Source organism: Pseudomonas sp. F2, from assembly GCF_057174385.1.
This window is the reverse complement of sequence record NZ_CM169904.1, coordinates 1298153-1319734: the sequence shown is the minus strand read 5'-3', so window position 1 is coordinate 1319734 and position 21582 is coordinate 1298153. Positions and strand designations below refer to the sequence as shown.

The following is a 21582-nucleotide window of genomic DNA, read 5'->3' as shown; positions in this document are numbered from 1 at the left end:
GAGCAACACCATGAAAACCGCAACCCTCGCCGCCCGCCGCTGGTGGTACATCATGCCGATCGTGTTCATCACCTACAGCCTGGCGTATCTCGATCGCGCCAACTACGGCTTCGCCGCCGCCTCGGGCATGGCCGCGGACCTGATGATCACCCCGGGTCTGTCTTCATTGCTCGGGGCGCTGTTCTTCCTCGGCTACTTTTTCTTCCAGGTGCCCGGGGCGATCTACGCGCAAAAGCACAGCGTGAAAAAGCTGATTTTCTTCAGCCTGATCTTCTGGGGCGGGCTCGCCACGCTGACCGGCGTGGTCTCCAATGCCTATTGGCTGATCGTCATCCGCTTCATGCTCGGCGTGGTCGAAGCCGCGGTGATGCCGGCGATGCTGGTCTACCTGTGCCACTGGTTCACCCGCGCCGAGCGCTCGCGGGCCAACACTTTTCTGATCCTCGGCAACCCGGTCACGATGCTGTGGATGTCGGTGGTCTCGGGCTATCTGGTGCAGCACTTCAGCTGGCGCTGGATGTTCATCATCGAAGGCTTGCCGGCGGTGCTCTGGGCGTTTATCTGGTGGAAACTGGCCGATGATCGTCCGGCTCAGGCCAAGTGGCTGAGCGATCAGGAAAAGCACGATCTGGAAAGCGCTCTCGCCGCCGAACAGGTCGGGATCAAAGCGGTGAAGAACTACGCCGAAGCCTTCCGTTCGCCGAAGGTGATCATTCTGGCGCTGCAGTTTTTTTGCTGGAGCATCGGCGTCTACGGCTTCGTGCTGTGGCTGCCGTCGATCCTCAAGGCCGGCGCGCAAATGGACATGATCGAAGCCGGCTGGCTGTCGGCGTTGCCGTATCTGGCGGCGGTGATCGGCATGCTCGCGGTGTCGTGGGGCTCGGACAAACTGCAGAAGCGCAAACGCTTCGTCTGGCCGCCGCTGCTGATCGCCTCCATCGCGTTCTACGGCTCCTACGCCTTGGGCGCGGAACATTTCTGGTGGTCCTACACGCTGCTGGTGATCGCCGGCGCCTGCATGTACGCGCCGTACGGGCCGTTCTTCGCCATCGTTCCGGAGATCCTTCCGGCCAATGTTGCCGGCGGTGCCATGGCGCTGATCAACAGCATGGGCGCGCTCGGTTCGTTCGGCGGCTCGTACCTGGTCGGTTATCTGAACAGCTCCACCGGCTCGCCCGGCGCTTCGTACCTGCTGATGAGCGGCGCGTTGCTGCTGTCGGTGGTGCTGACGATTTTTCTCAAGCCCGGCGCCAGTGATCGTGTCGTGGCCAAAGCCGTTGCCACGCGTCCCGTGCCGGCGCATTCCTGAAGAGATGTTTGCCCATGAAAAAGCAAGTCGTGCTGTACAAAAAACTGTCGCCGGCGCTGATGACGCGCCTGCAGCAACACTGTGACGTGACGCTGATCGAAACCCTCGACGCCGACGGCCTGATGAAGCTGCGCGACGCCTTGCCGAGCGCCCACGGTTTGCTCGGTGCCAGCTTGAAACTTGACGCCGCGCTGCTCGATCTGGCGCCGCAACTGCAGGCGATTGCCAGCGTTTCGGTGGGCGTCGACAACTACGACATCGACTACCTGAGCCGACGCAAGATCCTCCTCAGCAACACTCCTGACGTGCTCACCGAAACCACCGCTGACACTGGCTTCGCGCTGATCCTCGCCACGGCCCGGCGCGTGGTGGAACTGGCGAACATGGTGCGCAGCGGCCAGTGGCACCGCAACATCGGCCCGGCGCATTTCGGCACCGATGTGCATGGCAAGACCCTGGGCATCATCGGCATGGGTCGCATTGGCGAGGCGCTGGCGCAACGCGGGCATTTCGGTTTTGGCATGCCGGTGCTTTATCACAGCCAGTCGCGCAAACCGGCAGTCGAGGCACGTTTTGACGCGCAGTACCGCAGCCTTGAGGCGCTGCTGCAAGAGGCGGATTTCATCTGCCTGACCCTGCCGCTGACCGCGCAGACCGAAGGTTTGATCGGCACCGAGCAATTTGCGTTGATGCGCCCCGAGAGCATCTTCATCAATATCTCTCGCGGCAAAGTGGTCGATGAAGCGGCACTGATCGACGCGCTGCGCCATCAACGGATTCGCGCGGCGGGGCTGGATGTGTTCGAGCGTGAACCGCTGAATCACGACTCATCGTTATTGCAGCTGAATAATGTGGTGGCAACGCCGCACATGGGCTCGGCGACACATGAGACGCGGGAGGCGATGGCGCGGTGTGCGGTGGACAACCTGCTGGTGGCTTTGGCTGGGGAGAAGCCGGCTAATCTGGTGAATCCAGCGGCTTGGCAGGGCTGAAAAATCGCCGACTGAGAGTCCGTCTTCGCGAGCAGGCTCGCTCCCACAGGGTTCAGGTTGCACATAAAACTTTGTGCCCCCTCCACCCACTGTGGGAGCGAGCTTGCTCGCGAAGGGGCCAGCCTCGACAACACAAACCATCAGGCACTGCGCGCCTGCAACAACTGCACCGCACACAACGCAATCCGTGCACAGGCATCCGCCAGCTTCACCCGGTCCAGCACCAGCCCGATGCGAATGTGCCCCGCCGCACTCGGCCCGAAGGCCTCACCGGCCAGCACCGACACCCCGTAACCTTCCAGCAGCCGCTCGGCAAATGCCTGCGCACCAAACCCGGTCTGGCGCACATCGACCATCACGAACATCCCGCCATCCGGGCGAATCGGCTGCAGCCCCGGGCAACCGCGCAAGCGTTCGCACACCAGATCGCGACGCAACCGATATTCCTCGCGCATCTGCGTCACCTCCGGCAGATCTCTTGCCAGCGCGACCTCTGCTGCTTTCTGCACAAAATCCGGCAGACCGAACAGCATGCTCAACGACAGGTTCACCAGATGCTCGGCCAGCGCTTTCGGCCCGATCGACCAGCCGATGCGCCAACCAGTCATGGCGTGGGATTTCGACAGACTGTTGATGGTCGCCGTGCGTTCGGCCATGCCCGGCAGACTCGCCGGGCTGATGTGCTCGCCCTCGTAAAGCAGATCGCTGTAGACCTCGTCGCTGATCAGCCACAAATCGTGACGCACGCACAGCGCCGCCAGCGCTTGCCAGATCAGCAGGGAAAGGCTCGCGCCGGAAGGATTATTGGGACTGTTGAGCAACATCGCGCGGGTCTTCGGCGTGATCCGCGCGGCGACATCGGCGGGGTCTACGCGAAAGCCGTTTTCCGGCCGTACCGGTACCGGCACCACCGTCGCGCCGCATGCGCCGAACACGCCCTCGTAGGTCACGTACATTGGCTCGGCGACGATCACCTCGTCACCCGGATCCAGCAGGCATTGAGCGACCGAATACACCGCGCATTGCGCACCGGGCAGCACGATAACGTGCTCGGCCTCCACCACCTGACCGCTGCGCCGCTGGTGGCGAGCGGCGATCAGCTTGCGCAGCGCCAGTCGGCCACGCACTTCGGAATAATGCGTATCGCCAGCCAGCAGACTGTCGATGGCGCCGTGAATGATCGGCAGCGGCGTGTCGAAATCCGGATCACCCACGCTCAGCAGCAGAATGTCGACTCCCTCGGCGCGCAACGCCAGCGCGCGGTCATGAATCTGCCAGGCCGCTGCCCCCTCCCCGGCGATGCGTTGGGTCAAGGCTGAATAGCGCATGTACGTCTCCTGATGGCGCGGTCTCCAGCCTTCACCCTAGGTCAAATCACAAACCGCGCCACCATCGCGTTCAAATCCACCGCCAGACGCGACAGTTCATGGGTCGCGGCGCTGGTCTGGTTGGCCCCGGCAGCCGATTGCGTGGCTAGGTCACGGATGTTGACGAGGTTGCGGTCGACCTCACGCGAGACCTGCGCCTGCTCTTCCGAAGCGCTGGCGATCACCAGGTTGCGCTCGTTGATCTGATGGATCGACTGGGTAATCTGCTCCAGTGCCACGCCAGCGGCACGAGCCATTTCCAGGGTGGTCTGGGTGCGCTGGTTGCTTTGCTGCATCGACGACACGGCTTCACCGGTGCCGTTCTGAATACCGGCGACCATTTTTTCGATTTCCTGAGTCGACTGCGCGGTGCGATGGGCCAAGGCGCGCACTTCGTCCGCCACCACCGCAAAACCACGTCCGGCCTCACCGGCACGCGCCGCTTCGATCGCCGCATTGAGGGCCAGCAGGTTGGTCTGTTCGGCGATGGCGCGGATCACGTCCAGCACCTTGCCGATGTCACGTCCCTGCGCGGCGAGGCCTTCGATCATTTGTGCAGTGCTCTGCACGTCATGGGTCATGGTCTGGATCGCGTCGACGGTTTTCACCACTTGATCGCGCCCTTCGCGGGCTGCCTGGGTCGACTGGTTCGAGGCTTCGGAGGTCGACACCGCGTTGCGTGCCACTTCTTCCACCGCGGCGGTCATTTCGTTGACGGCGGTGGCAGCCTGTTCGATTTCGTTATTCTGCTGTTGCAGGCCACGGGAGGCTTCTTCGGTGACCGCGCTGAGTTCTTCGGCTGCAGCGCCCAATTGAGTGGCGGAGCCGGCAATCTGTTCGATGGTTTTGCGCAGATTGGTCTGCATCGTCGACAAGGCTTGCAGCAATTGTGTGGCTTCGTCTTTGCCATCGACCTCAATGGACTGGGTCAGGTTGCCGCCAGCGATGGTCTGCGCCGCCTGCACGGCACGGTTCAGCGGGGTGACGATGCTGCGGGTCAGCAGCAGGGCCAGCAGGACAGTGGCAAGCGCCGCGACAACAGCCACAATGACGATACCGGTAATGGCGCTGTCGTAGTGCTCACCGGCCTGGGTGGAGGCGACTTTCGCGCCTGCAGCGTTGATTGCAATCAGCTTGTTGAGCTGTTCGCCCATCTGGTCAGTGCCGTCCTTGATCCGCGTGTTGATCAGGGTGCGCATTTCGTCGACCTTGTCCTGACGCGACAGCTCCATCATCTGGTTTTGCGCTTGCAGGTAGTTATCGAGTGTGGTCGCGAACGTCTGGTACAACGCTCGCTCTTCGCTCTCTGCCGGCAACGCGGCGTAACTGGCCTGAGCACTGCGCACCTTGTCCACCAGCACGCCGATACGGGTTTGCGCTTCTTGCAGGCCTGCCGGGTCGCGGTTGACCAGAATCCGGAACGACAGAATCCGCAGGCGCAGAACGTTTTCCGTTACCACGCCAAGGTACGTGACGCTGGGCAGTTGATTGGTCTCCATGTCGATGGAGGCCTGGCGGATGGTCGACATGCGGTTGACGGCGAACACACCAAGGACAATCACCAACAAGGCGATAAAGGCAAAACCGAGGAAAGCACGGGGCGCGATATTCAGATTACGCAAGGACATGGTTGGACTCTCGGATAGAGGTAACTGCGAGCGTCCTTGCCGTCATCACTGGCCCTTGAGCGGGGTCAGTCCGGCGGCACTGTTCGAGGGAATCTGTGTGCGCCTGACCTCTGTATCGGCGGCGCTTTAGGAAGATTTCGTGTAAAGCGAAAATATTTTTCAAGGTGTTTCAACACTGAAACACTCACACGCCCCTGTAGGAGCTGCCGAAGGCTGCGATCTTTGGATCTTGATCTTTAAAAACAAAATCAAAAGATCGCAGCCTTCGGCAGCTCCTACAGTGTTTGCTCAGGATTTCGCTGCCAGCCGCCAGACGCGGGCAATGTCAGTTGCGCGTTCACGCAACAAGCGTGGAGCTTCGGCGCAGGCCTGCTCCAGGGTCATCGGGCCGCTGGTGACTGCGAATGCGGCGTCGATGCCGTGTTCGTAGAGCTCCTGATAACCCTCGCCGAGCGTGCCGGCGATGACAATGACCGGGACACCGTGTTTTTTGGCAATCCGCGCCACACCAAACGGCGTTTTGCCGCGCAGGGTCTGCGCGTCGAAGCGACCTTCGCCAGTGAACACCAGATCGGCGCCGTCGACCGCTTCCGCAAGGCCCACCAATTCGGCCACCACTTCCACGCCTGCTTGAAATTGCGCACCGAGAAAGGCTTTCGCCGCAAAGCCCAGCCCGCCGGCCGCGCCGCTGCCCGGCTCATCGCGGACGTCTTTGCCCAACGCTTGCGCGCAGAGCTCGGCGAAGTGACCGAGGGCCTGATCCAGTTGTTGCACCTGTATCGGTGACGCGCCCTTTTGCGGGCCGAAAATCGCCGAGGCACCGTGCGGCCCGCACAGTGGATTGTTGACGTCGGCGGCGATGTCGAAGCGCACCTGGGCCAGACGCGGATCAAGCTCGCTCAAGTCCAGTCGCGCCAGTTGCGCCAGGGCCAGGCCGCCCGGCACCAGAGCCTGCCCCTGAGCATCGAGCAATTTCACCCCGAGCGCCTGCATCGCACCGGCACCGCCATCGTTGGTGGCGCTGCCGCCAATGGCCAGAATCACTCGTTGCGCGCCGGCATCCAACGCGGCGCGAATCAGCTCACCAGTGCCGAAGGTGCTGGTGATGCAGGCATCGCGCTGCCCCGTAGGCACCAACTGCAAACCACTGGCCTCGGCCATTTCAATGATCGCGGTGTGGTTGTGCGGCAGCCAGCCCCACGCCGCATCGACCGGAGTGCCCAGCGGCCCGCGCACCCGCATCCGGCGCAGTTCGCCTTCGCAGGCAGCAAGAATCGATTCCACCGTGCCCTCGCCGCCGTCGGCCATCGGGCATTTGACCAGCGTGGCGTGTGGCCAGACTTGCGCCAGCCCCAGCGCAATGGCCTCGGCAACGCCTTGGGCACTCAGGCTGTCCTTGAACGAATCGGGGGCGATGACGATTTTCATGCGAATTCTCCAGTTCCAATGCGCTTCATGCTGCCAGTCGGCATGCGCATTGACGCCTGTCCGCTGCACAAGGGCGGTTGGCGTTTATTGTTCATTTCTACAAAAGCCTGTGTCGAATGTACCGACGCTTTCGCGAGCAGGCTCGCTCCCACAGGGGAATGCATTTCAAATGTGGGAGCGAGCCTGCTCGCGAAGGCGTCGGTGAAAACACCCGATCAGCCCGGATCAATCTGCGGCAACAATTGCACCCCAAGGTACAACGCCAACATCCCGTCCAGCCGCAACGGATCAACTCCGCTGATCTCGGCAATCCGCTCCATCCGGTAACGCAAGCTGTTGCGATGAATGCCCAGCGCATCGGCACAGGCCTGGCTCTGGCCGTCGTGTTCGCACCAACTGCGCAGGGTCGCGAGCAACTGGCCGTTACCGTCTTTGGCAATCACTTTGCGCAACGGCTTGAGCAACTCATCCAGCGCATCATCGTTGCGATGGCGCCAAAGCATCACCGGCAAACGATAGCGATTGAGCGTCAGCAGTCGTGACTGCGGCAGTACCTCACGCCCATACGCCAGCAGATCACCGACCCGTCGATAACAGCGGCGCAAACCGGCCAGCCCATCCGCCTGCCCGCCGACGGCAATGCGCAGAATGTTCCAGCCCTGGCCATCGAGCTTTTCCAGCAAACGATCATGCTCAACCGTCTGACTGGCGGGCCGGCACCACAGCAGCGATGACTTGGCCGAACTCACGCACCAGCTGTCCGGGTAGCGCGAGGTCAGCCACGCACTCAGCGCCTCGACGGTTTGTCCCGGCCCTTGTTCCAGGCCCAGCTCGAACAGATACGGCACCCGGGTCAACTGCGGCTTGAGCCCCAGTTGCTGCGCCTCATCGACCAGCCGCGGCGAGTCGCCGGCGTCGCTCAGCAGCAACGCCAGCAGGTCATCGCAACGCTGGCGCCGCCATTGCTGCTCGGCCTGCTGATTGCGCTGACCAACGAGCATTTCGGCAGTCATGCGCACCAGTTCGGCGTAGGTGCGCAGTTGCTCCGGCTCGCCGGTAATGCCGAGCACGCCGATCAGGCGTTGATCGAGCATCAGCGGCAGGTTGATCCCCGGCTGCACGCCTTTGAGATGCACCGCAGTTTGCGCATCGATTTCCACCACGCGGCCGTTGGCCAGCACCAGTTGCGCGCCTTCGTGACGGGTGTTGATGCGCTCCGGTTCGCCACTGCCGAGGATCAGCCCCTGGCTGTCCATGACGTTGACGTTGTAGGGCAAAATGGCCATGGCCCGGTCGACGATATCCTGAGCGAGGTCGTGATCGAGTTCGAACATGATCGGCAAAATCCTTAAGCAACGGCGGCGGACGGTTGTTCACCCGCACAGGGTCTGGCGGCAAACCCTGTGCTCAGGCACAAAGACAATCCGGCCACAGGTGGCCGAGACTCTCAGGGCGATCAACGTTAACCTGTGCATCGCAAAAAATCATAATAAAGAGAGAGCCGCTATGTCGCAGAGCGCCGCAGCTACCCAGACCATTGATGACGGTAAAAACGCCGTCTACAAACGCATCACCCTGCGTTTGATTCCCTTCATTTTCATCTGCTACCTGTTCAACTACCTCGACCGGGTCAACGTCGGCTTTGCCAAACTGCAGATGCTCGACGCGTTGAAATTCAGCGAAACCGTGTACGGCCTCGGCGCCGGGATCTTCTTCATCGGCTACGTGCTGTGCGGCGTACCGAGCAACCTCGCGCTGACCAAGTTCGGCCCACGGCGCTGGATCGCGCTGATGATGATCACCTGGGGCACGCTGTCGACCTGCCTGCTGTTCGTCACCACGCCGACCCAGTTCTACACCCTGCGCCTGTTCACCGGTGCGGCCGAAGCCGGGTTCTTCCCCGGCGTGGTGCTGTACCTCTCGCAGTGGTTCCCGACGTTTCGCCGTGGGCGGATCATGGCGCTGTTCATGTCGGCGATCCCGGTCTCGGGCCTGCTCGGCAGCCCGTTTTCCGGTTGGATCCTCAATCACTTCGCCGCCGGCCAGGGCGGCCTGGCCGGCTGGCAGTGGATGTTCCTGCTGCAAGGCATTCCGACGGTGATCCTCGGCGCCCTCGCCTATTTCCTGCTGAGCGACAGCTTTGCCAACGCCAAGTGGCTGAGCCCGCACGAGCGTGCGGTGCTTGAAGCCGATCAGGCCGAAGACCTGGCGAACAAACCGAAAACCACCTCCGACTCGTTGCTCGCGGTATTCAAGAACCCGGCGATCTGGGCGTTTGGCCTGATCTACTTCTGCATCCAGAGCGGCGTGTACGCGATCAACTTCTGGCTGCCGTCGATCATCAAGAACCTCGGTTTCAGCGACAACCTGGTGATCGGCTGGTTGAGCGCGATTCCGTATCTGCTGGCGGCGGTGTTCATGCTGCTGGTCGGGCGTTCGGCGGACTTGCGTAAAGAACGTCGCTGGCACTTGGTGGTGCCCATGCTGATGGGCGCCCTCGGCCTGCTGATCGCGGTGAACTTCGCCGCCAACCCGGCCATCGCGATCCTCGGCCTGACCCTCGCAACCATGGGCGCGCTGACCGGTCTGCCAATGTTCTGGCCAGTGCCGACCGCGCTGTTGAGCGCGGGCGCGGCGGCCGGCGGCCTGGCGTTGATCAACTCGATGGGGCAGATGGCCGGTTTCCTCAGCCCGTACCTGGTGGGTTGGGTCAAGGACAGCACCGGGTCGACCGATGCGGCGTTGTATCTGCTGGCGGGTGTGATTGTTGGCGGGAGTTTGCTGGCATTGCGCATGACGCGGACGCTGCGCGCGTAATTACGCTTGCAGATCAAAAGATCGCAGCCTGCGGCAGCTCCTACAGGGAAACACGTATTTCCGTGTAGGAGCTGCCGCAGGCTGCGATCTTTTTTTGCTCATTGATTGCCGCGTCAGTTCTTGCCAATCACGGAAAAATCCCGCAAAAACGCACAGTTTTTTAAAGGATTTTTACCAATGAGCTCGATTCTCGATCTGGAGATCTTCGTCCGCGTTGCCGACTCCGGCAGTATCTCCGCCGCTGCCCGCGCGCTGGAACTGACGCCGGCCGCTGCCAGCATTGCACTGAAGAGGCTGGAAACCCGCCTAGGCATCCGCCTGCTCGCGCGCTCTACGCGCAGCATGCGCCTGACCGAAGAAGGTCGGCGCTATCTCGACAGCGTACGCATTGCCTTGTCTGCCCTGGCCGAAGGCGAACAAGCGCTCAAGCAACACGGCGAAGGCCTCAGTGGGGTGCTGCAACTGGCGGCGCCGTCGGATTTCGGGCGCAACGTATTGTTGGCATGGCTGGATGATTTCAAACGCGAACACCCGAATATTCAATTGCAACTGCTGCTCAACGATCGGCACGCCGATCTGTTTCGCGAAACGGTGGATGTCGCGCTGCGCTTCGGCGTGCCCAGCGACTCGACGCTGGTGGCGCTGCCGATTCTGCCGGCGCATCGACGGGTAGCCTGCGCCAGCCCGGACTATCTGGCTCGCCATGGTACCCCGCAACATCCCGGCGAACTGAACGAGCACAGCGCCCTGCTCTATTTGCGCAACGGCCGGCCTTACAACACCTGGCGCTTCAGTCGCGAGGACGAAACGCTGGAAGTTGAAGTCCACGGTGACTATCTCAGCGATGACGGCGAAGTCGCGCGGCGCTGGGCGCTGGCCGGGCATGGCATCGCCTACAAGGCGTGGCTGGACATCGCCGAGGACGTGCGCAGCGGACGCCTGCTGACGCTGTTCGATGACTGGCATGGCGAGAGCGTGCCGTTCAATCTGCTCTGCCCGCATCGGGTGCAAGTGTCCGAGCGCGTTCGGGTGCTGCAGGCGTTTTTGCAAACGCGTTGCGCGGCACTCAGCCGATAATTCACTTTGCCCCGTCGGGCGCTTCTGGTATTTGATGGAAGCTTTCCCACCGATAAAAGGATTTCGCCATGAGCTATCGCACACTGGGGCACTCGGGGTTGCAGGTGTCCACCCTCACCCTCGGCACGATGATGTTTGGCGAGCAGACCAGCGCTGAAGACTCACTGCGCATCATCGACAAGGCCTGGGATCAGGGCATCAATTTCATCGACACCGCCGACGTCTACACCAACGGCCGCTCGGAAGAAATCGTCGGCGAAGCGATTGCCCGCCATCGTCACGAATGGGTGTTGGCAACCAAGGTCGGTTTCGGCCCGGTGGATGGCCTGCCGAACCGCAGCGGCTTGAGCCGCAAACACATCTTCAACGGTCTGGAAGCCAGCCTCACGCGCCTGGGTACCGACTATCTCGACATCTATTACCTGCACCGCGAAGACCACAACACGCCGCTGGAAGTCAGCGTGTCGGCGATTGGTGATCTGATTCGCCAGGGCAAGATTCGTTACTGGGGCCTGTCGAACTATCGCGGCTGGCGCATCGCCGAGGTGATTCGCATCGCTGACAAGCTCGGGATCGACCGCCCGGTGATCAGCCAGCCGCTGTACAACATCGTCAACCGCCAGGCCGAGACCGAACAGATCACCGCCGCGCAGACCTATGGCCTCGGCGTGGTGCCTTACAGCCCGCTGGCCCGTGGCGTGCTCAGCGGCAAATACGCACCCGATGTCACGCCGGATGCCAACAGCCGCGCCGGGCGTCAGGACAAACGCATTCTGGAAACCGAATGGCGGGTTGAATCGCTGCGCATTGCTCAGCAGATCCAGCAGTACACCCAAGGCCGTGGCGTGGGCATGGTCGAATTTGCGATTGCCTGGGTACTGAACAACAGTGCGGTGACTTCGGCGATCGTCGGGCCGCGCACCGAGCAGCAGTGGGACGCTTACACCAAGGCGCAGGCGGTGCAGATCACGGCGGAAGATGAAGCGTTTATCGACTCGCTCGTGACCCCGGGGCACGCGTCGACACCGGGGTTCAATGATGTGAGCCATTTTGTGTCGGGCCGTAAACCGCGTCAGGCCTGAAAGCCTCACAAGCCGGGCATCAGCGGCATCAGCAGATTACGAGGGCAACACAAATCCATTGTGGGAGCGAGCCTGCTCGCGAAGAGGCCGGCACATTCAATATCTGCGTTGTCTGGCACACCGCTTTCGCGAGCAGGCTCGCTCCCACAGGTTTTGTGCTTATCTTCAGAATGTGGGAAATATTGAGCACTCGGCCAATATTCAGCACAAAAACCACGTATCCTGCGCGCCCTGTTTGATCACCCACCCGCGAGGACAGTTTGTCTAAAGGTATCGCTCTATCGGTATCAGCTTCGGTGCTGTTTGCCGTCATGTATTACTACACCTCGCTGCTCACCCCGTTGAGCGGCGTGGAAATCTTTGGCTGGCGGATGCTGCTGACCGTGCCGTGCATGACCGTGTTCATGCTGGTTTCCGGTGAATGGCGGCGAGTGCTGGAGTTGCTGCGGCGCGTGGCCGGCTGTCCGAAGCTGATAGGCGGCCTGAGCGTTTCGGCAGCGTTGCTCGGCGTGCAGTTGTGGCTGTTCATGTGGGCGCCGCTCAACGGTTATAGCCTTGACGTGTCGCTGGGCTATTTCCTGCTGCCGCTGGCGATGGTGCTGACCGGGCGCATCGTCTACGGCGACAGCCTGTCGTACCTGCAGAAAATCGCGGTGTTCTTTGCCGTTCTCGGCGTGGCAAACGAGCTGTATCGGGTCGGCGGCTTTTCCTGGGCGACCCTGGTGGTTGTGGTCGGTTACCCGCTGTACTTCGTGCTGCGCAAACGCTTGAAGACCGACAACCTCGGCGGTCTGTGGGTCGACATGACGCTGATGCTGCCGGTGGCGTACTGGTTTGTACGCGGTGGCGAGCAAGGCTTTGCCGTGTTCGATCAATACCCAGGCCTGTTGTGGCTGATTCCGCTGCTCGGCCTGATCAGTGCCTCGGCGCTGGTGGTGTACATCATTGCCAGCCGCTTGTTGCCGTTCAGCCTGTTTGGTCTGCTCAGCTATGTCGAGCCGGTATTGCTGCTCGGTGTCGCGCTGTTGCTCGGTGAAAGTATCAAGGCCGGTGAATGGCTGACTTACATCCCGATCTGGCTGGCGGTGGTGGTGCTGGTCTTCGAAGGCTTCAAGCACTTGATGCGGCAACGCCGCTCTTAAAAGCAAAAGATCGCAGCCTTCGGCAGCTCCTACATTGGAATACATTCTCTGTAGGAGCTGCCGAAGGCTGCGATCTTTTGATCTTAAAAAGCCTGGCATCAGCCAGGCTTTTTCATGGCTTACTCGGTCGCGAGCACACCACGGCGCACCTGGTCACGCTCGATCGATTCGAACAGCGCCTTGAAGTTGCCCTCGCCGAAGCCATCGTCGCCCTTGCGCTGGATGAATTCGAAGAACACCGGCCCCATCAGGGTTTCCGAGAAGATCTGCAACAGCAGGCGCTTGTCGTCCGGGTTCGACGAGCCGTCGAGCAGGATGCCACGCGATTGCAGTTGATCCACCGGCTCGCCGTGGTTCGGCAGGCGGCCTTCGAGCATTTCGTAGTAGGTGTCCGGCGGCGCGGTCATGAAGCGCATGCCGATTTTCTTCAACTGATCCCAGGTCTTGACCAGGTCATCGGTGAGGAACGCCACGTGCTGGATGCCCTCGCCGTTGAACTGCATCAGGAACTCTTCGATCTGCCCGGCGCCCTTGGACGACTCTTCGTTCAGCGGGATGCGGATCATGCCGTCCGGTGCGGTCATCGCTTTCGAGGTCAGGCCGGTGTATTCGCCCTTGATGTCGAAATAGCGGATCTCGCGGAAGTTGAACAGCTTCTCGTAGAAGTTGGCCCAGTAGGCCATGCGGCCGCGGTACACGTTGTGGGTCAGGTGATCGATAATCTTCAGGCCGGCACCGACCGGGTTGCGATCAACGCCATCCAGGAACACGAAATCGATGTCATAGATCGAGCTGCCTTCGCCGAAACGGTCGATCAGGTACAGCGGCGCGCCGCCAATGCCTTTGATCGCCGGCAGGTTCAGCTCCATCGGCCCGGTTTCGATATGAATCGGCTGAGCACCCAATTCCAGGGCGCGGTTGTAGGCTTTCTGCGAGTCCTTGACCCGGAACGCCATGCCGCAGACCGACGGCCCATGCTCGGCAGCAAAGTACGACGCTACGCTGTGAGGTTCATTGTTGAGGATCAGGTTGATCGCGCCCTGGCGATACAGGTGCACGTTCTTGGAACGGTGGGTCGCGACTTTGGTGAAGCCCATGATCTCGAAGATCGGCTCCAGGGTGCCAGGAGTCGGCGATGCGAACTCGATGAACTCAAAGCCCATCAGGCCCATTGGGTTTTCGTATAAATCTGCCATGGTGACGCCTCATCATTCTTATCAATTAACCAGAGTTAGTTGTCAGTAATGCTGAGACCGGCGGGTGGTGCGCAGGAGATGCCTCGCACACTGCGGGCGAGGAAGTCACCATAGATCAGTTGAAACCCGAATATCTTCATTGTCGACCCAAGGCTCTTGCGGGCGAGGCTTCTGCTGCCAGAAGACGTTTATTATTGTATGCGTAACCGGATTCTACACAGCGTAAATAGGGTTGTCTGCCCTCTCTATAAAATCCGCCTTTTTCGCATCGGTGCAAGGGGTTTGTTGCACAGATAAATTCCCGCCAGCACCAGCGCGCCGCCAAGGCACAGAGTCAAAGTGAGTCGTTCGCCAAGCAACAGCGCGCCGAGCAGCACTGCGGTCAGTGGATTGAGGGCTATGAACACGCCGGAACGGGTCGCACCGATTTTGCGGATGCCGTCGTAGTAGCCGATGTATGCCAATGCCGAGCCGAACACGCCGAGGTAGATCAGGCTCAGCCATTGTGGCGTGTCGAGGTTGAGCAAGGCTGCCGCGCTCATCTCGCCACGCAGTGTTGCCAGCACCAACAGCATCACGCAGCCGATCAATACCGAAAACGTCACCGTCTGCAGCGGGCCGAGTGCCTGATTCAACTCACGGGAACACAGCGAGTAAATGCCCCAGCCCGCTACGCAACCGAGAATCAACAAATCGCCGATCCAGGCATTCGGTGTCACGGCGAGCAGTTGCGGGTTGCGACTGACGATCACCAGACTCGCGCCGCCAATGCACAGGGCGATGCCGGCGACTTTCACCCGGCCCAGGCGCTCCTTGAACAACAGCCAGGAAGCCAGGCCGATCACGGCTGGATTCAACGCGACGATCAACGAAGCGCGCGAGGCATTGATGTACTGCAAGCCATAAAAGAAACACAAATTGTAGAAAAAGATCCCGAAGGACCCCAACAGCGTCAATTGCAGCCATTGCCGAGGCGTCGGTCGTGCCAGCGGGATGCGCGCAACCCATACAAACCCGAGCAACGCCACGCTGGCGAGCAGGAAGCGCAGGCTGGCGGCGAACAGCGGGCTGAGGCTGCCCGCCAGAAAACGCCCGGCGACAAAGGTCCCGCCCCACATCACGGTCACGGCAGCCAGCGTCAGATAAACCGACCGGTCAGAAACGTTATTGCGAGTTTGCTCCACGTTGCGCATGACGCTCCAAACCAGAGAAGCCAAAGGATGGCGTATCATTCACTTCATTCCTTGTCATCGTAAAATGAGCAAACACTCATGACCCTCACGCAACTGGAGATCTTCTCACTGGTCGCCGAACTGCGCGGCTTCACCCTCGCCGCCCATCGTCTGGGGATTTCGCAGTCAGCGGTATCCCACGCCATGAAATCCCTGGAGCAGGAGTTGGGCGTCGAGTTGTTGCGCCGTCATTCGTCGCAGGTGGAGCTCACCGATATCGGCGAGCAGGTGCTCCAGCGCGCACGCGCCATGCTCGGTCTGGCCAACACTCTGCGCCAGGAGGCGGCCGATGCCCGGGGCATGAAAAGCGGTACGCTGCGCATTGGCTCGTTTGGCCCGACGGCGTCGATCAAGTTGCTGCCGAGAATTCTGCAGCGCTATCGCCAAGTCCATCCCGGCATAGAAGTGCACATCGATGAGGGGCCGGACCGGCAGGTACTGCAGTGGCTGGAAGAGCGGCGAATCGACGTCGGTTTCGTGGTGTTGCCCGAGGAACGCTTCGACACTTTCGCGCTGGTCGAAGACCAGATGGTTGCCCTGCTCCCGCTCGGTCATCCACTGGCCGCCAGCGCGGCGCTGAGCCTTCAGGATTTGTGTGCCGACCCGTTTGTGCTGACCGAGGCCGGTTCAGCGGAACTGGTTTCACGCCTGTTCACTGCCGCGCGCCTGCAACCGAACATTCGCTACCGCTGCTCGCAATTGCTCAGCACACTTGACGTTGTCAGCCGGGGCGATGCAGTCACGGTCGTCGCCGAAGGCTCATTGCCAGACGATCCAGCGCCGTGTTACGTGAAGAAGCCGCTGTTGCCGGCGGTGCAACGTCTGATCGGCCTCGCTGTTCTCGATCAGCGTCAGGCTTCGCCCGCCACGCGGGCATTTATCGAACTCGCCAAGCAGATCAATCAGCCGTGAGCGGCACAAGCGCCAGCGGCCATCTATCATCCCTTCTGACTCCGCTGTTCCTCACCGGTGCGCCGTTGCCAGGCCTGCATTCGAGCGTTCCACCTCATCGCAACAGGATGCGCCTATGCCCTTGACCGTCAGACCCCGCCGCAAACGTAGCGTACGCATTTTGGTGACCCTGCTCTGCGGTGTATTGCCCGTCCTGCTGGGCGGCGGGATTCTGTATATGCAAGCCGAACGGGCCTTGCAGCAGAGCACGCAAAATACCGCCGATGAGGCGTTGCGCCAATTCGAGCTGATGCTCGACAACACCGCCCAGGCCGCCAGCGAATTATTGCCCCTGGCTGGCCAGCCCTGCGAAAGCGTAAAACTGGCTTTACGTGAGCAGGTAACCCGCCGGCCTTTCGTGCGTTCGACCAATCTGGTGTGGGACAACAACCTCTATTGCAGCTCGCTGTTCGGTGAATTCAAGGAAGCCGTCAACCCGGGCGACTATGCGCAAGGCAAACTGTGGTTGATGAATGGCAACCCCGTCACGCCCGACACCGCGCTGCTGGTGTATCGCCTCAGCGAAGGTCGCGGCGGCGCGCTGACTACGCTCGATGGCTATCACTTGAGCAACATCCTGCGCCTGATCGGCCGGCAGACGCAGTTGGTGCTGCTGGTCGGCGACAACTGGCTGTCAGCCGATGGCAAAGTGCATCAGGGCGCCCTGCCGCCGCTGCCGATAGCGCAAAGTACGTTGATGTCTTCACGTTATGCCTTCAGTGTCAGCGCAGGGTTCGCGCAAGGGCAAACGTGGCGCTACATGGCCGCCGAATACCCACCCTTGTTCAGCCTGCTGATCTTTTTCGGGGTGATATCGGGCGCGATCGCTCACGTCCTGCAACGACGCGCCACCTCGCCCAGTCATGAAATGCTCCGCGCCCTGGAGGCCGGCGAGTTCATCCCTTACTTTCAGCCGGTGGTGCATGGTGACAGCAGGAAATGGTCCGGCACTGAAGTGCTGATGCGCTGGAAACACCCCAAGGAAGGCCTGGTGCGCCCGGACCTGTTCATCCCGTTCGCTGAACATTCGGGGCTGATCGTGCCCATGACCCGTTCGCTGATGCAACAGACTGCCGCCCTGCTCGGCCCGCTCTCTGCAGACTTCGACCAACCCTTCCACATCGGCATCAATATCACCGCCAGTCACTGCCAGGACCTGGAGCTAGTGGAGGACTGTCGCGAATTTCTTGCCGGGTTTGCCCCCGGCAGTATCAATCTGGTGCTGGAGCTGACCGAGCGCCAACTGATCGAGCCGACCGACGTCACGCACCAGTTGTTCGAGCAGTTGCACACGCTCGGCGTGATGATCGCCATCGACGACTTCGGCACCGGCCATTCAAGCCTGGGCTACCTGCGAAAATTCAATGTCGACTTTCTCAAGATCGACCAGAGTTTTGTCGCGATGATCGGTATTGATGCGCTGTCGCGGCATATTCTGGACACGATTATCGAACTCTCGGCCAAGCTTGATCTGGGTATTGTTGCCGAAGGTGTAGAGACTCCGGCACAGGCTGACTACCTGACCGCACACCACGTCAACTTCCTGCAAGGCTATCTGTTCGGAAAACCCATGCCCGGCGCTGACTTCATCGCTGCATTAAGTGATCGTTAACTAAAAATAAATTAAGCCCGACGCTTCGACGCGACGCACCAAATTGATACAAAACACCACTGTTGTTACATGACGACAAGATCAGGATTTACTCTTGGCGCATTAACTACTACAATTTTTTCAGCCTGTGCAAGATTGACAGGTGAGCCATTATCACCGAGTCGCTTCAAGGCTCTTGGCTTATAGCTTTGTTTGCGGTTGGTATCAGCCAAACACACTATTGGAGTAAAGATATTGTCCAGACTCGCTGAATTTCGTGCAGCTGAAAAGGCCCTTCAGGAACAGCTCAAGCAGCTGGAATCGCTGAAGAACGATGCCGGGCTCAAGAAAGAAATCGAATTCGAAGAAAAGCTCCAGGGGCTGATGAAAACCTACGGCAAAGGCCTGAAAGACATCATCGCCATCCTCGATCCGAACCCGTCCAAGTCCGGCTTACAAGTGTCCGCCGCACCAAAAACCCGCCGCGCTCGCGTGGTCAAGGTTTATCAGAATCCGCACACCGGTGAACTGATCGAAACCAAGGGCGGCAACCACCGTGGCTTGAAAGCCTGGAAGGAACAATACGGTGCAGCCACCGTTGATTCCTGGTTGCGCGGTTAATCTTGCGCCAACAAACAAGCCCTGCTGTATGCAGGGCTTTTTTTTGGACAATATCTAACAAAAGCAACGATTTCCCCCGCGCTAGTTATCAATCCGCTTTAACACCCACAAGACGTGAGGCTAAAAACTCTTGCCGGATGTTGCGACGGTCATCGCTGCTAAACTTTGTGCTTAATGCCTTCGAGGTATCTAACCTGGCCGAGGTGAAACAGAGGCTTAAAGTTTCAAGCTGTTTCTCGCGGCGACTATTTCGTCAGCGCTGGCCTTATAAATCTCAGCCTGACCCGCGTAAGAAAGTACATACGCCTTATCCGCCCCGACCGCCGCAACCAATGTTTGCGACAACACATGTCGGCCATTTTCAGTGATCGTACAGGTGGTTTCCAGTGCGTCCAGGGCGCCGAGTTTCGCCGGGTGCACCTTATTGCAAACACTTTGATAACCGCCCTGGAAAAAGTCTTTCTGAATCGACTTGCGCATCTCCAGCAGCACGCCCTGCACATTGACCTGATGGCCAGCTTCAACCTGAGTCATGGTCAACTCCATCACCATGACCTGATTGCCATCGGCGTCGTTTTTCACCGCACGCTGGCGCGACACCTGCGGCGGCGTGTCGGGCAATGCCTGGATTTCCCACCCCGCAGGCCAGGTGATGCTCGGCTGATCGGCCCATGCGGGGGCAGCCAGCAGCGACGAGAAAAGGCAAACGAACAGCACTTTGAACGGTCGGATCATTACCAGAGGCACTCGCAGATTGAGCAGCAAAGTCTGAGGCCCGGTCGCCCACAGAGCAAGCCGCGCATTCGGTTTGGCGATGCCGCCCCGCATGCGTATCATTGCGCCCATTCACTCGCCCCATTGTTACGGAGGGCCTATGAGCCTGCACGAACTGAACACTTTCCCCGGCGTCACTGCCACGCCAGACAGCGCAACCCGCAACTTCGTCTTCAACCACACCATGCTGCGTGTCAAGGACATCACCAAGTCCCTGGACTTCTACACCCGCGTCCTAGGCTTCTCGCTGGTTGAAAAACGTGATTTCCCGGAAGCCGAATTCAGTCTGTACTTCCTCGCGCTGGTCGACAAGGCGCAGATCCCGGCCGACGCCGCGGCCCGCACCGAGTGGATGAAGTCGATTCCCGGCATCCTCGAACTGACTCACAACCACGGCACTGAAAACGACGCCGACTTCGCCTATCACAATGGCAACACCGACCCGCGCGGCTTCGGTCACATCTGCATTTCGGTGCCGGACATCGTTGCAGCGTGCGCACGTTTTGAAGAGCTGGGCTGTGATTTCCAGAAGCGCCTGACCGATGGCCGCATGAAAAGCCTGGCGTTCATCAAGGACCCGGATGGCTACTGGGTTGAAATCATTCAGCCTGCGCCGCTGTAAAAGATCGCAGGCTTCGCCAGCTCCTACACATCCTCTGTAGGAGCTGCCGCAGGCTGCGATCTTTTGCTTCACCCATAAAAAAACCCATGATCACTCATGGGTTTTTGCGTTTCAGCGACTGACGTTTACGCCGGCGCCGAAGTACGGATCAAGTGATCGAACGCGCTGAGGGAAGCCTTGGCGCCCTCGCCCACTGCAATCACGATCTGCTTGTACGGCACGGTAGTCACGTCACCCGCCGCGAAGATCCCCGGGATCGACGTCTCGCCGCGGTTGTCGACGATGATCTCGTCGCGTGGCGACAGCTCGATGGTGCCTTTGAGCCAGTCAGTGTTCGGCAGCAGACCGATCTGTACGAAGATCCCTTCCAGCTCGACGTTGCGCAGTTCGTCAGTCTTGCGATCCTTGTAACGCAGGCCGTTGACCTTCTCGCCATTGCCGGTGACTTCCGTGGTTTGCGCACTGGTGATCACGGTGACGTTTGGCAGGCTGTGCAGTTTGCGTTGCAACACCGCGTCGGCACGCAGTTGCACGTCGAACTCCAGCAGCGTCACGTGGGAAACGATACCCGCCAGGTCGATGGCCGCTTCGACACCGGAGTTACCGCCGCCGATCACCGCCACACGCTTGCCTTTGAACAGCGGACCGTCGCAGTGCGGGCAGTACGCCACGCCCTTGTTGCGGTATTCCTGTTCGCCCGGCACGTTCATTTCACGCCAGCGTGCGCCGGTCGCCAGGATCACGCTCTTGGCTTTCAGGGTCGCGCCACTGGCGAAGTGGACTTCGTGCAACTCGCCATTCTTGCCGGGAATCAGCTTGTCGGCGCGTTGCAGGTTCATGATGTCGACGTCGTACTGTTTGACGTGTTCTTCCAGCGCCGTGGCCAGTTTCGGACCCTCGGTTTCCTGCACGGAGATGAAGTTTTCGATGGCCATGGTGTCCAGCACCTGACCGCCGAAGCGCTCGGCCGCCACACCGGTGCGGATGCCTTTACGGGCGGCATAGATAGCAGCCGAAGCACCGGCCGGGCCACCGCCAACTACGAGCACATCAAAGGCTTGCTTGGCGCTGATCTTCTCGGCCTGACGCTCGATGGCGCCGGTGTCGAGTTTGGCGAGAATTTCTTCCAGCCCCATACGGCCCTGACCGAAGTTTTCACCGTTGAGGTAGATGCTCGGCACAGCCATGATCTTGCGATCGTTGACTTCGTCCTGAAACAACGCGCCATCGATGGCGACGTGACGGATGTTCGGGTTCAGCACGGCCATCAGGTTCAACGCCTGGACCACGTCCGGGCAGTTCTGGCACGACAGTGAGAAGTAGGTTTCGAAGCTGAACTCGCCCTTGAGCGAGCGGATCTGTTCGATGACTTCAGCACTGGCTTTCGATGGGTGGCCGCCGACTTGCAACAGGGCCAGCACCAGCGATGTGAATTCGTGGCCCATCGGAATGCCGGCGAAACGCAGGCTGATGTCGGCACCTGGGCGATTGATCGAAAACGACGGCTTGCGCGCATCGGTGCCGCTGTCGATCAGGGTAATCTGGCTCGACAGACTGGCAACGTCTTCGAGCAGGTCAAGCATTTCCCGGGATTTCGCACCGTCGTCGAGGGAAGCAACGATCTCGATCGGCTGGGTGACCCGTTCCAGGTACGATTTCAACTGGGCTTTAAGATTGGCGTCCAACATACGGGCGATCTCCTGTGTCTTTATTCAAGGCGAAAAAAAGCCCGAGCGAATCTCGCCCGGGCTTT

Annotated in this window: 18 protein-coding genes; 10 read left to right on the top strand and 8 right to left on the bottom strand. The window is 60.3% G+C overall.

The window, feature by feature from the left end; translation table 11 throughout:
* Positions 1 to 10 precede the first annotated feature (10 nt).
* A complete protein-coding gene (locus tag AC193Q_RS05745) occupies positions 11 to 1309 on the top strand; it encodes an MFS transporter (RefSeq protein WP_047294284.1) in 1299 nt (432 codons plus the stop codon).
* Between the two features lie 14 nt (positions 1310 to 1323).
* Positions 1324 to 2301 carry an NAD(P)-dependent oxidoreductase gene (locus AC193Q_RS05740; RefSeq protein WP_121185347.1) on the top strand — a complete coding sequence of 326 codons (978 nt, stop codon included), beginning with the start codon at positions 1324 to 1326 and terminating at the stop codon, positions 2299 to 2301.
* Positions 2302 to 2441: 140 nt separating this feature from the next.
* On the opposite strand, the gene AC193Q_RS05735 is transcribed toward AC193Q_RS05740, so the two are convergent.
* From AC193Q_RS05735 to AC193Q_RS05720, 4 genes are all read right to left on the bottom strand, one after another.
* Complete coding sequence (locus tag AC193Q_RS05735) at positions 2442 to 3629, bottom strand: aminotransferase class I/II-fold pyridoxal phosphate-dependent enzyme (protein WP_121185345.1); 1188 nt, start codon at positions 3627 to 3629, stop codon at positions 2442 to 2444.
* A 41-nt stretch (positions 3630 to 3670) separates the two neighbouring features.
* Complete coding sequence (locus AC193Q_RS05730) at positions 3671 to 5296, bottom strand: methyl-accepting chemotaxis protein (RefSeq protein ID WP_041063716.1); 1626 nt, start codon at positions 5294 to 5296, stop codon at positions 3671 to 3673.
* A 288-nt stretch (positions 5297 to 5584) separates the two neighbouring features.
* Positions 5585 to 6724, bottom strand: coding sequence for a glycerate kinase (locus tag AC193Q_RS05725; protein ID WP_483879282.1), 1140 nt, complete (start codon positions 6722 to 6724; stop codon positions 5585 to 5587).
* Positions 6725 to 6939: 215 nt separating this feature from the next.
* Positions 6940 to 8058 (bottom strand): sugar diacid recognition domain-containing protein, encoded by a 1119-nt coding sequence (locus AC193Q_RS05720; RefSeq protein WP_483879281.1) that lies wholly within the window; start codon positions 8056 to 8058, stop codon positions 6940 to 6942.
* A 172-nt stretch (positions 8059 to 8230) separates the two neighbouring features.
* Between AC193Q_RS05720 and AC193Q_RS05715 the strand changes: the two genes are divergently transcribed.
* The 4 genes from AC193Q_RS05715 (at position 8231) to rarD (ending at position 12842) form a co-directional block, all read left to right on the top strand.
* Positions 8231 to 9541: an MFS transporter gene (locus tag AC193Q_RS05715; RefSeq protein WP_041063709.1), complete on the top strand. Its 1311-nt coding sequence runs from the start codon at positions 8231 to 8233 to the stop codon at positions 9539 to 9541.
* Between the two features lie 177 nt (positions 9542 to 9718).
* A complete protein-coding gene (locus AC193Q_RS05710) occupies positions 9719 to 10618 on the top strand; it encodes a LysR family transcriptional regulator (RefSeq protein ID WP_047294270.1) in 900 nt (299 codons plus the stop codon).
* A 68-nt stretch (positions 10619 to 10686) separates the two neighbouring features.
* On the top strand, positions 10687 to 11700 hold the full coding sequence (locus tag AC193Q_RS05705; protein ID WP_121185337.1) for an aldo/keto reductase: 1014 nt from the start codon (positions 10687 to 10689) through the stop codon (positions 11698 to 11700).
* A 260-nt stretch (positions 11701 to 11960) separates the two neighbouring features.
* Positions 11961 to 12842, top strand: coding sequence for an EamA family transporter RarD (gene rarD / locus AC193Q_RS05700; protein ID WP_047294266.1), 882 nt, complete (start codon positions 11961 to 11963; stop codon positions 12840 to 12842).
* Positions 12843 to 12961: 119 nt separating this feature from the next.
* Here the strand turns inward: rarD and hppD are convergent, their stop codons facing one another.
* Both hppD and AC193Q_RS05690 read right to left on the bottom strand, forming a co-directional pair.
* Complete coding sequence (gene hppD, locus AC193Q_RS05695) at positions 12962 to 14038, bottom strand: 4-hydroxyphenylpyruvate dioxygenase (RefSeq protein ID WP_047294263.1); 1077 nt, start codon at positions 14036 to 14038, stop codon at positions 12962 to 12964.
* Between the two features lie 245 nt (positions 14039 to 14283).
* Positions 14284 to 15231: an EamA family transporter gene (locus tag AC193Q_RS05690; RefSeq protein ID WP_121185331.1), complete on the bottom strand. Its 948-nt coding sequence runs from the start codon at positions 15229 to 15231 to the stop codon at positions 14284 to 14286.
* A 78-nt stretch (positions 15232 to 15309) separates the two neighbouring features.
* Here AC193Q_RS05690 and AC193Q_RS05685 point away from each other — a divergent pair, with 78 nt between their 5' ends.
* The 3 genes from AC193Q_RS05685 (at position 15310) to AC193Q_RS05675 (ending at position 18433) form a co-directional block, all read left to right on the top strand.
* On the top strand, positions 15310 to 16182 hold the full coding sequence (locus AC193Q_RS05685) for a LysR family transcriptional regulator (RefSeq protein ID WP_047294259.1): 873 nt from the start codon (positions 15310 to 15312) through the stop codon (positions 16180 to 16182).
* Positions 16183 to 16297: 115 nt separating this feature from the next.
* Complete coding sequence (locus AC193Q_RS05680) at positions 16298 to 17833, top strand: EAL domain-containing protein (RefSeq protein ID WP_121185329.1); 1536 nt, start codon at positions 16298 to 16300, stop codon at positions 17831 to 17833.
* A gap of 234 nt (positions 17834 to 18067) precedes the next feature.
* Entirely contained in the window at positions 18068 to 18433 is a 366-nt protein-coding gene (locus AC193Q_RS05675; RefSeq protein WP_003224630.1) for a histone-like nucleoid-structuring protein, MvaT/MvaU family, read from the top strand.
* A gap of 216 nt (positions 18434 to 18649) precedes the next feature.
* Here the strand turns inward: AC193Q_RS05675 and AC193Q_RS05670 are convergent, their stop codons facing one another.
* Entirely contained in the window at positions 18650 to 19168 is a 519-nt protein-coding gene (locus tag AC193Q_RS05670) for a DUF4946 domain-containing protein (RefSeq protein WP_121187755.1), read from the bottom strand.
* 139 nt (positions 19169 to 19307) lie between these two features.
* Here AC193Q_RS05670 and gloA point away from each other — a divergent pair, with 139 nt between their 5' ends.
* Positions 19308 to 19829, top strand: coding sequence for a lactoylglutathione lyase (gene gloA, locus AC193Q_RS05665; RefSeq protein ID WP_007963339.1), 522 nt, complete (start codon positions 19308 to 19310; stop codon positions 19827 to 19829).
* Positions 19830 to 19954: 125 nt separating this feature from the next.
* On the opposite strand, the gene ahpF is transcribed toward gloA, so the two are convergent.
* Positions 19955 to 21517: an alkyl hydroperoxide reductase subunit F gene (gene ahpF, locus AC193Q_RS05660; RefSeq protein WP_121185327.1), complete on the bottom strand. Its 1563-nt coding sequence runs from the start codon at positions 21515 to 21517 to the stop codon at positions 19955 to 19957.
* Positions 21518 to 21582: the final 65 nt, after the last annotated feature.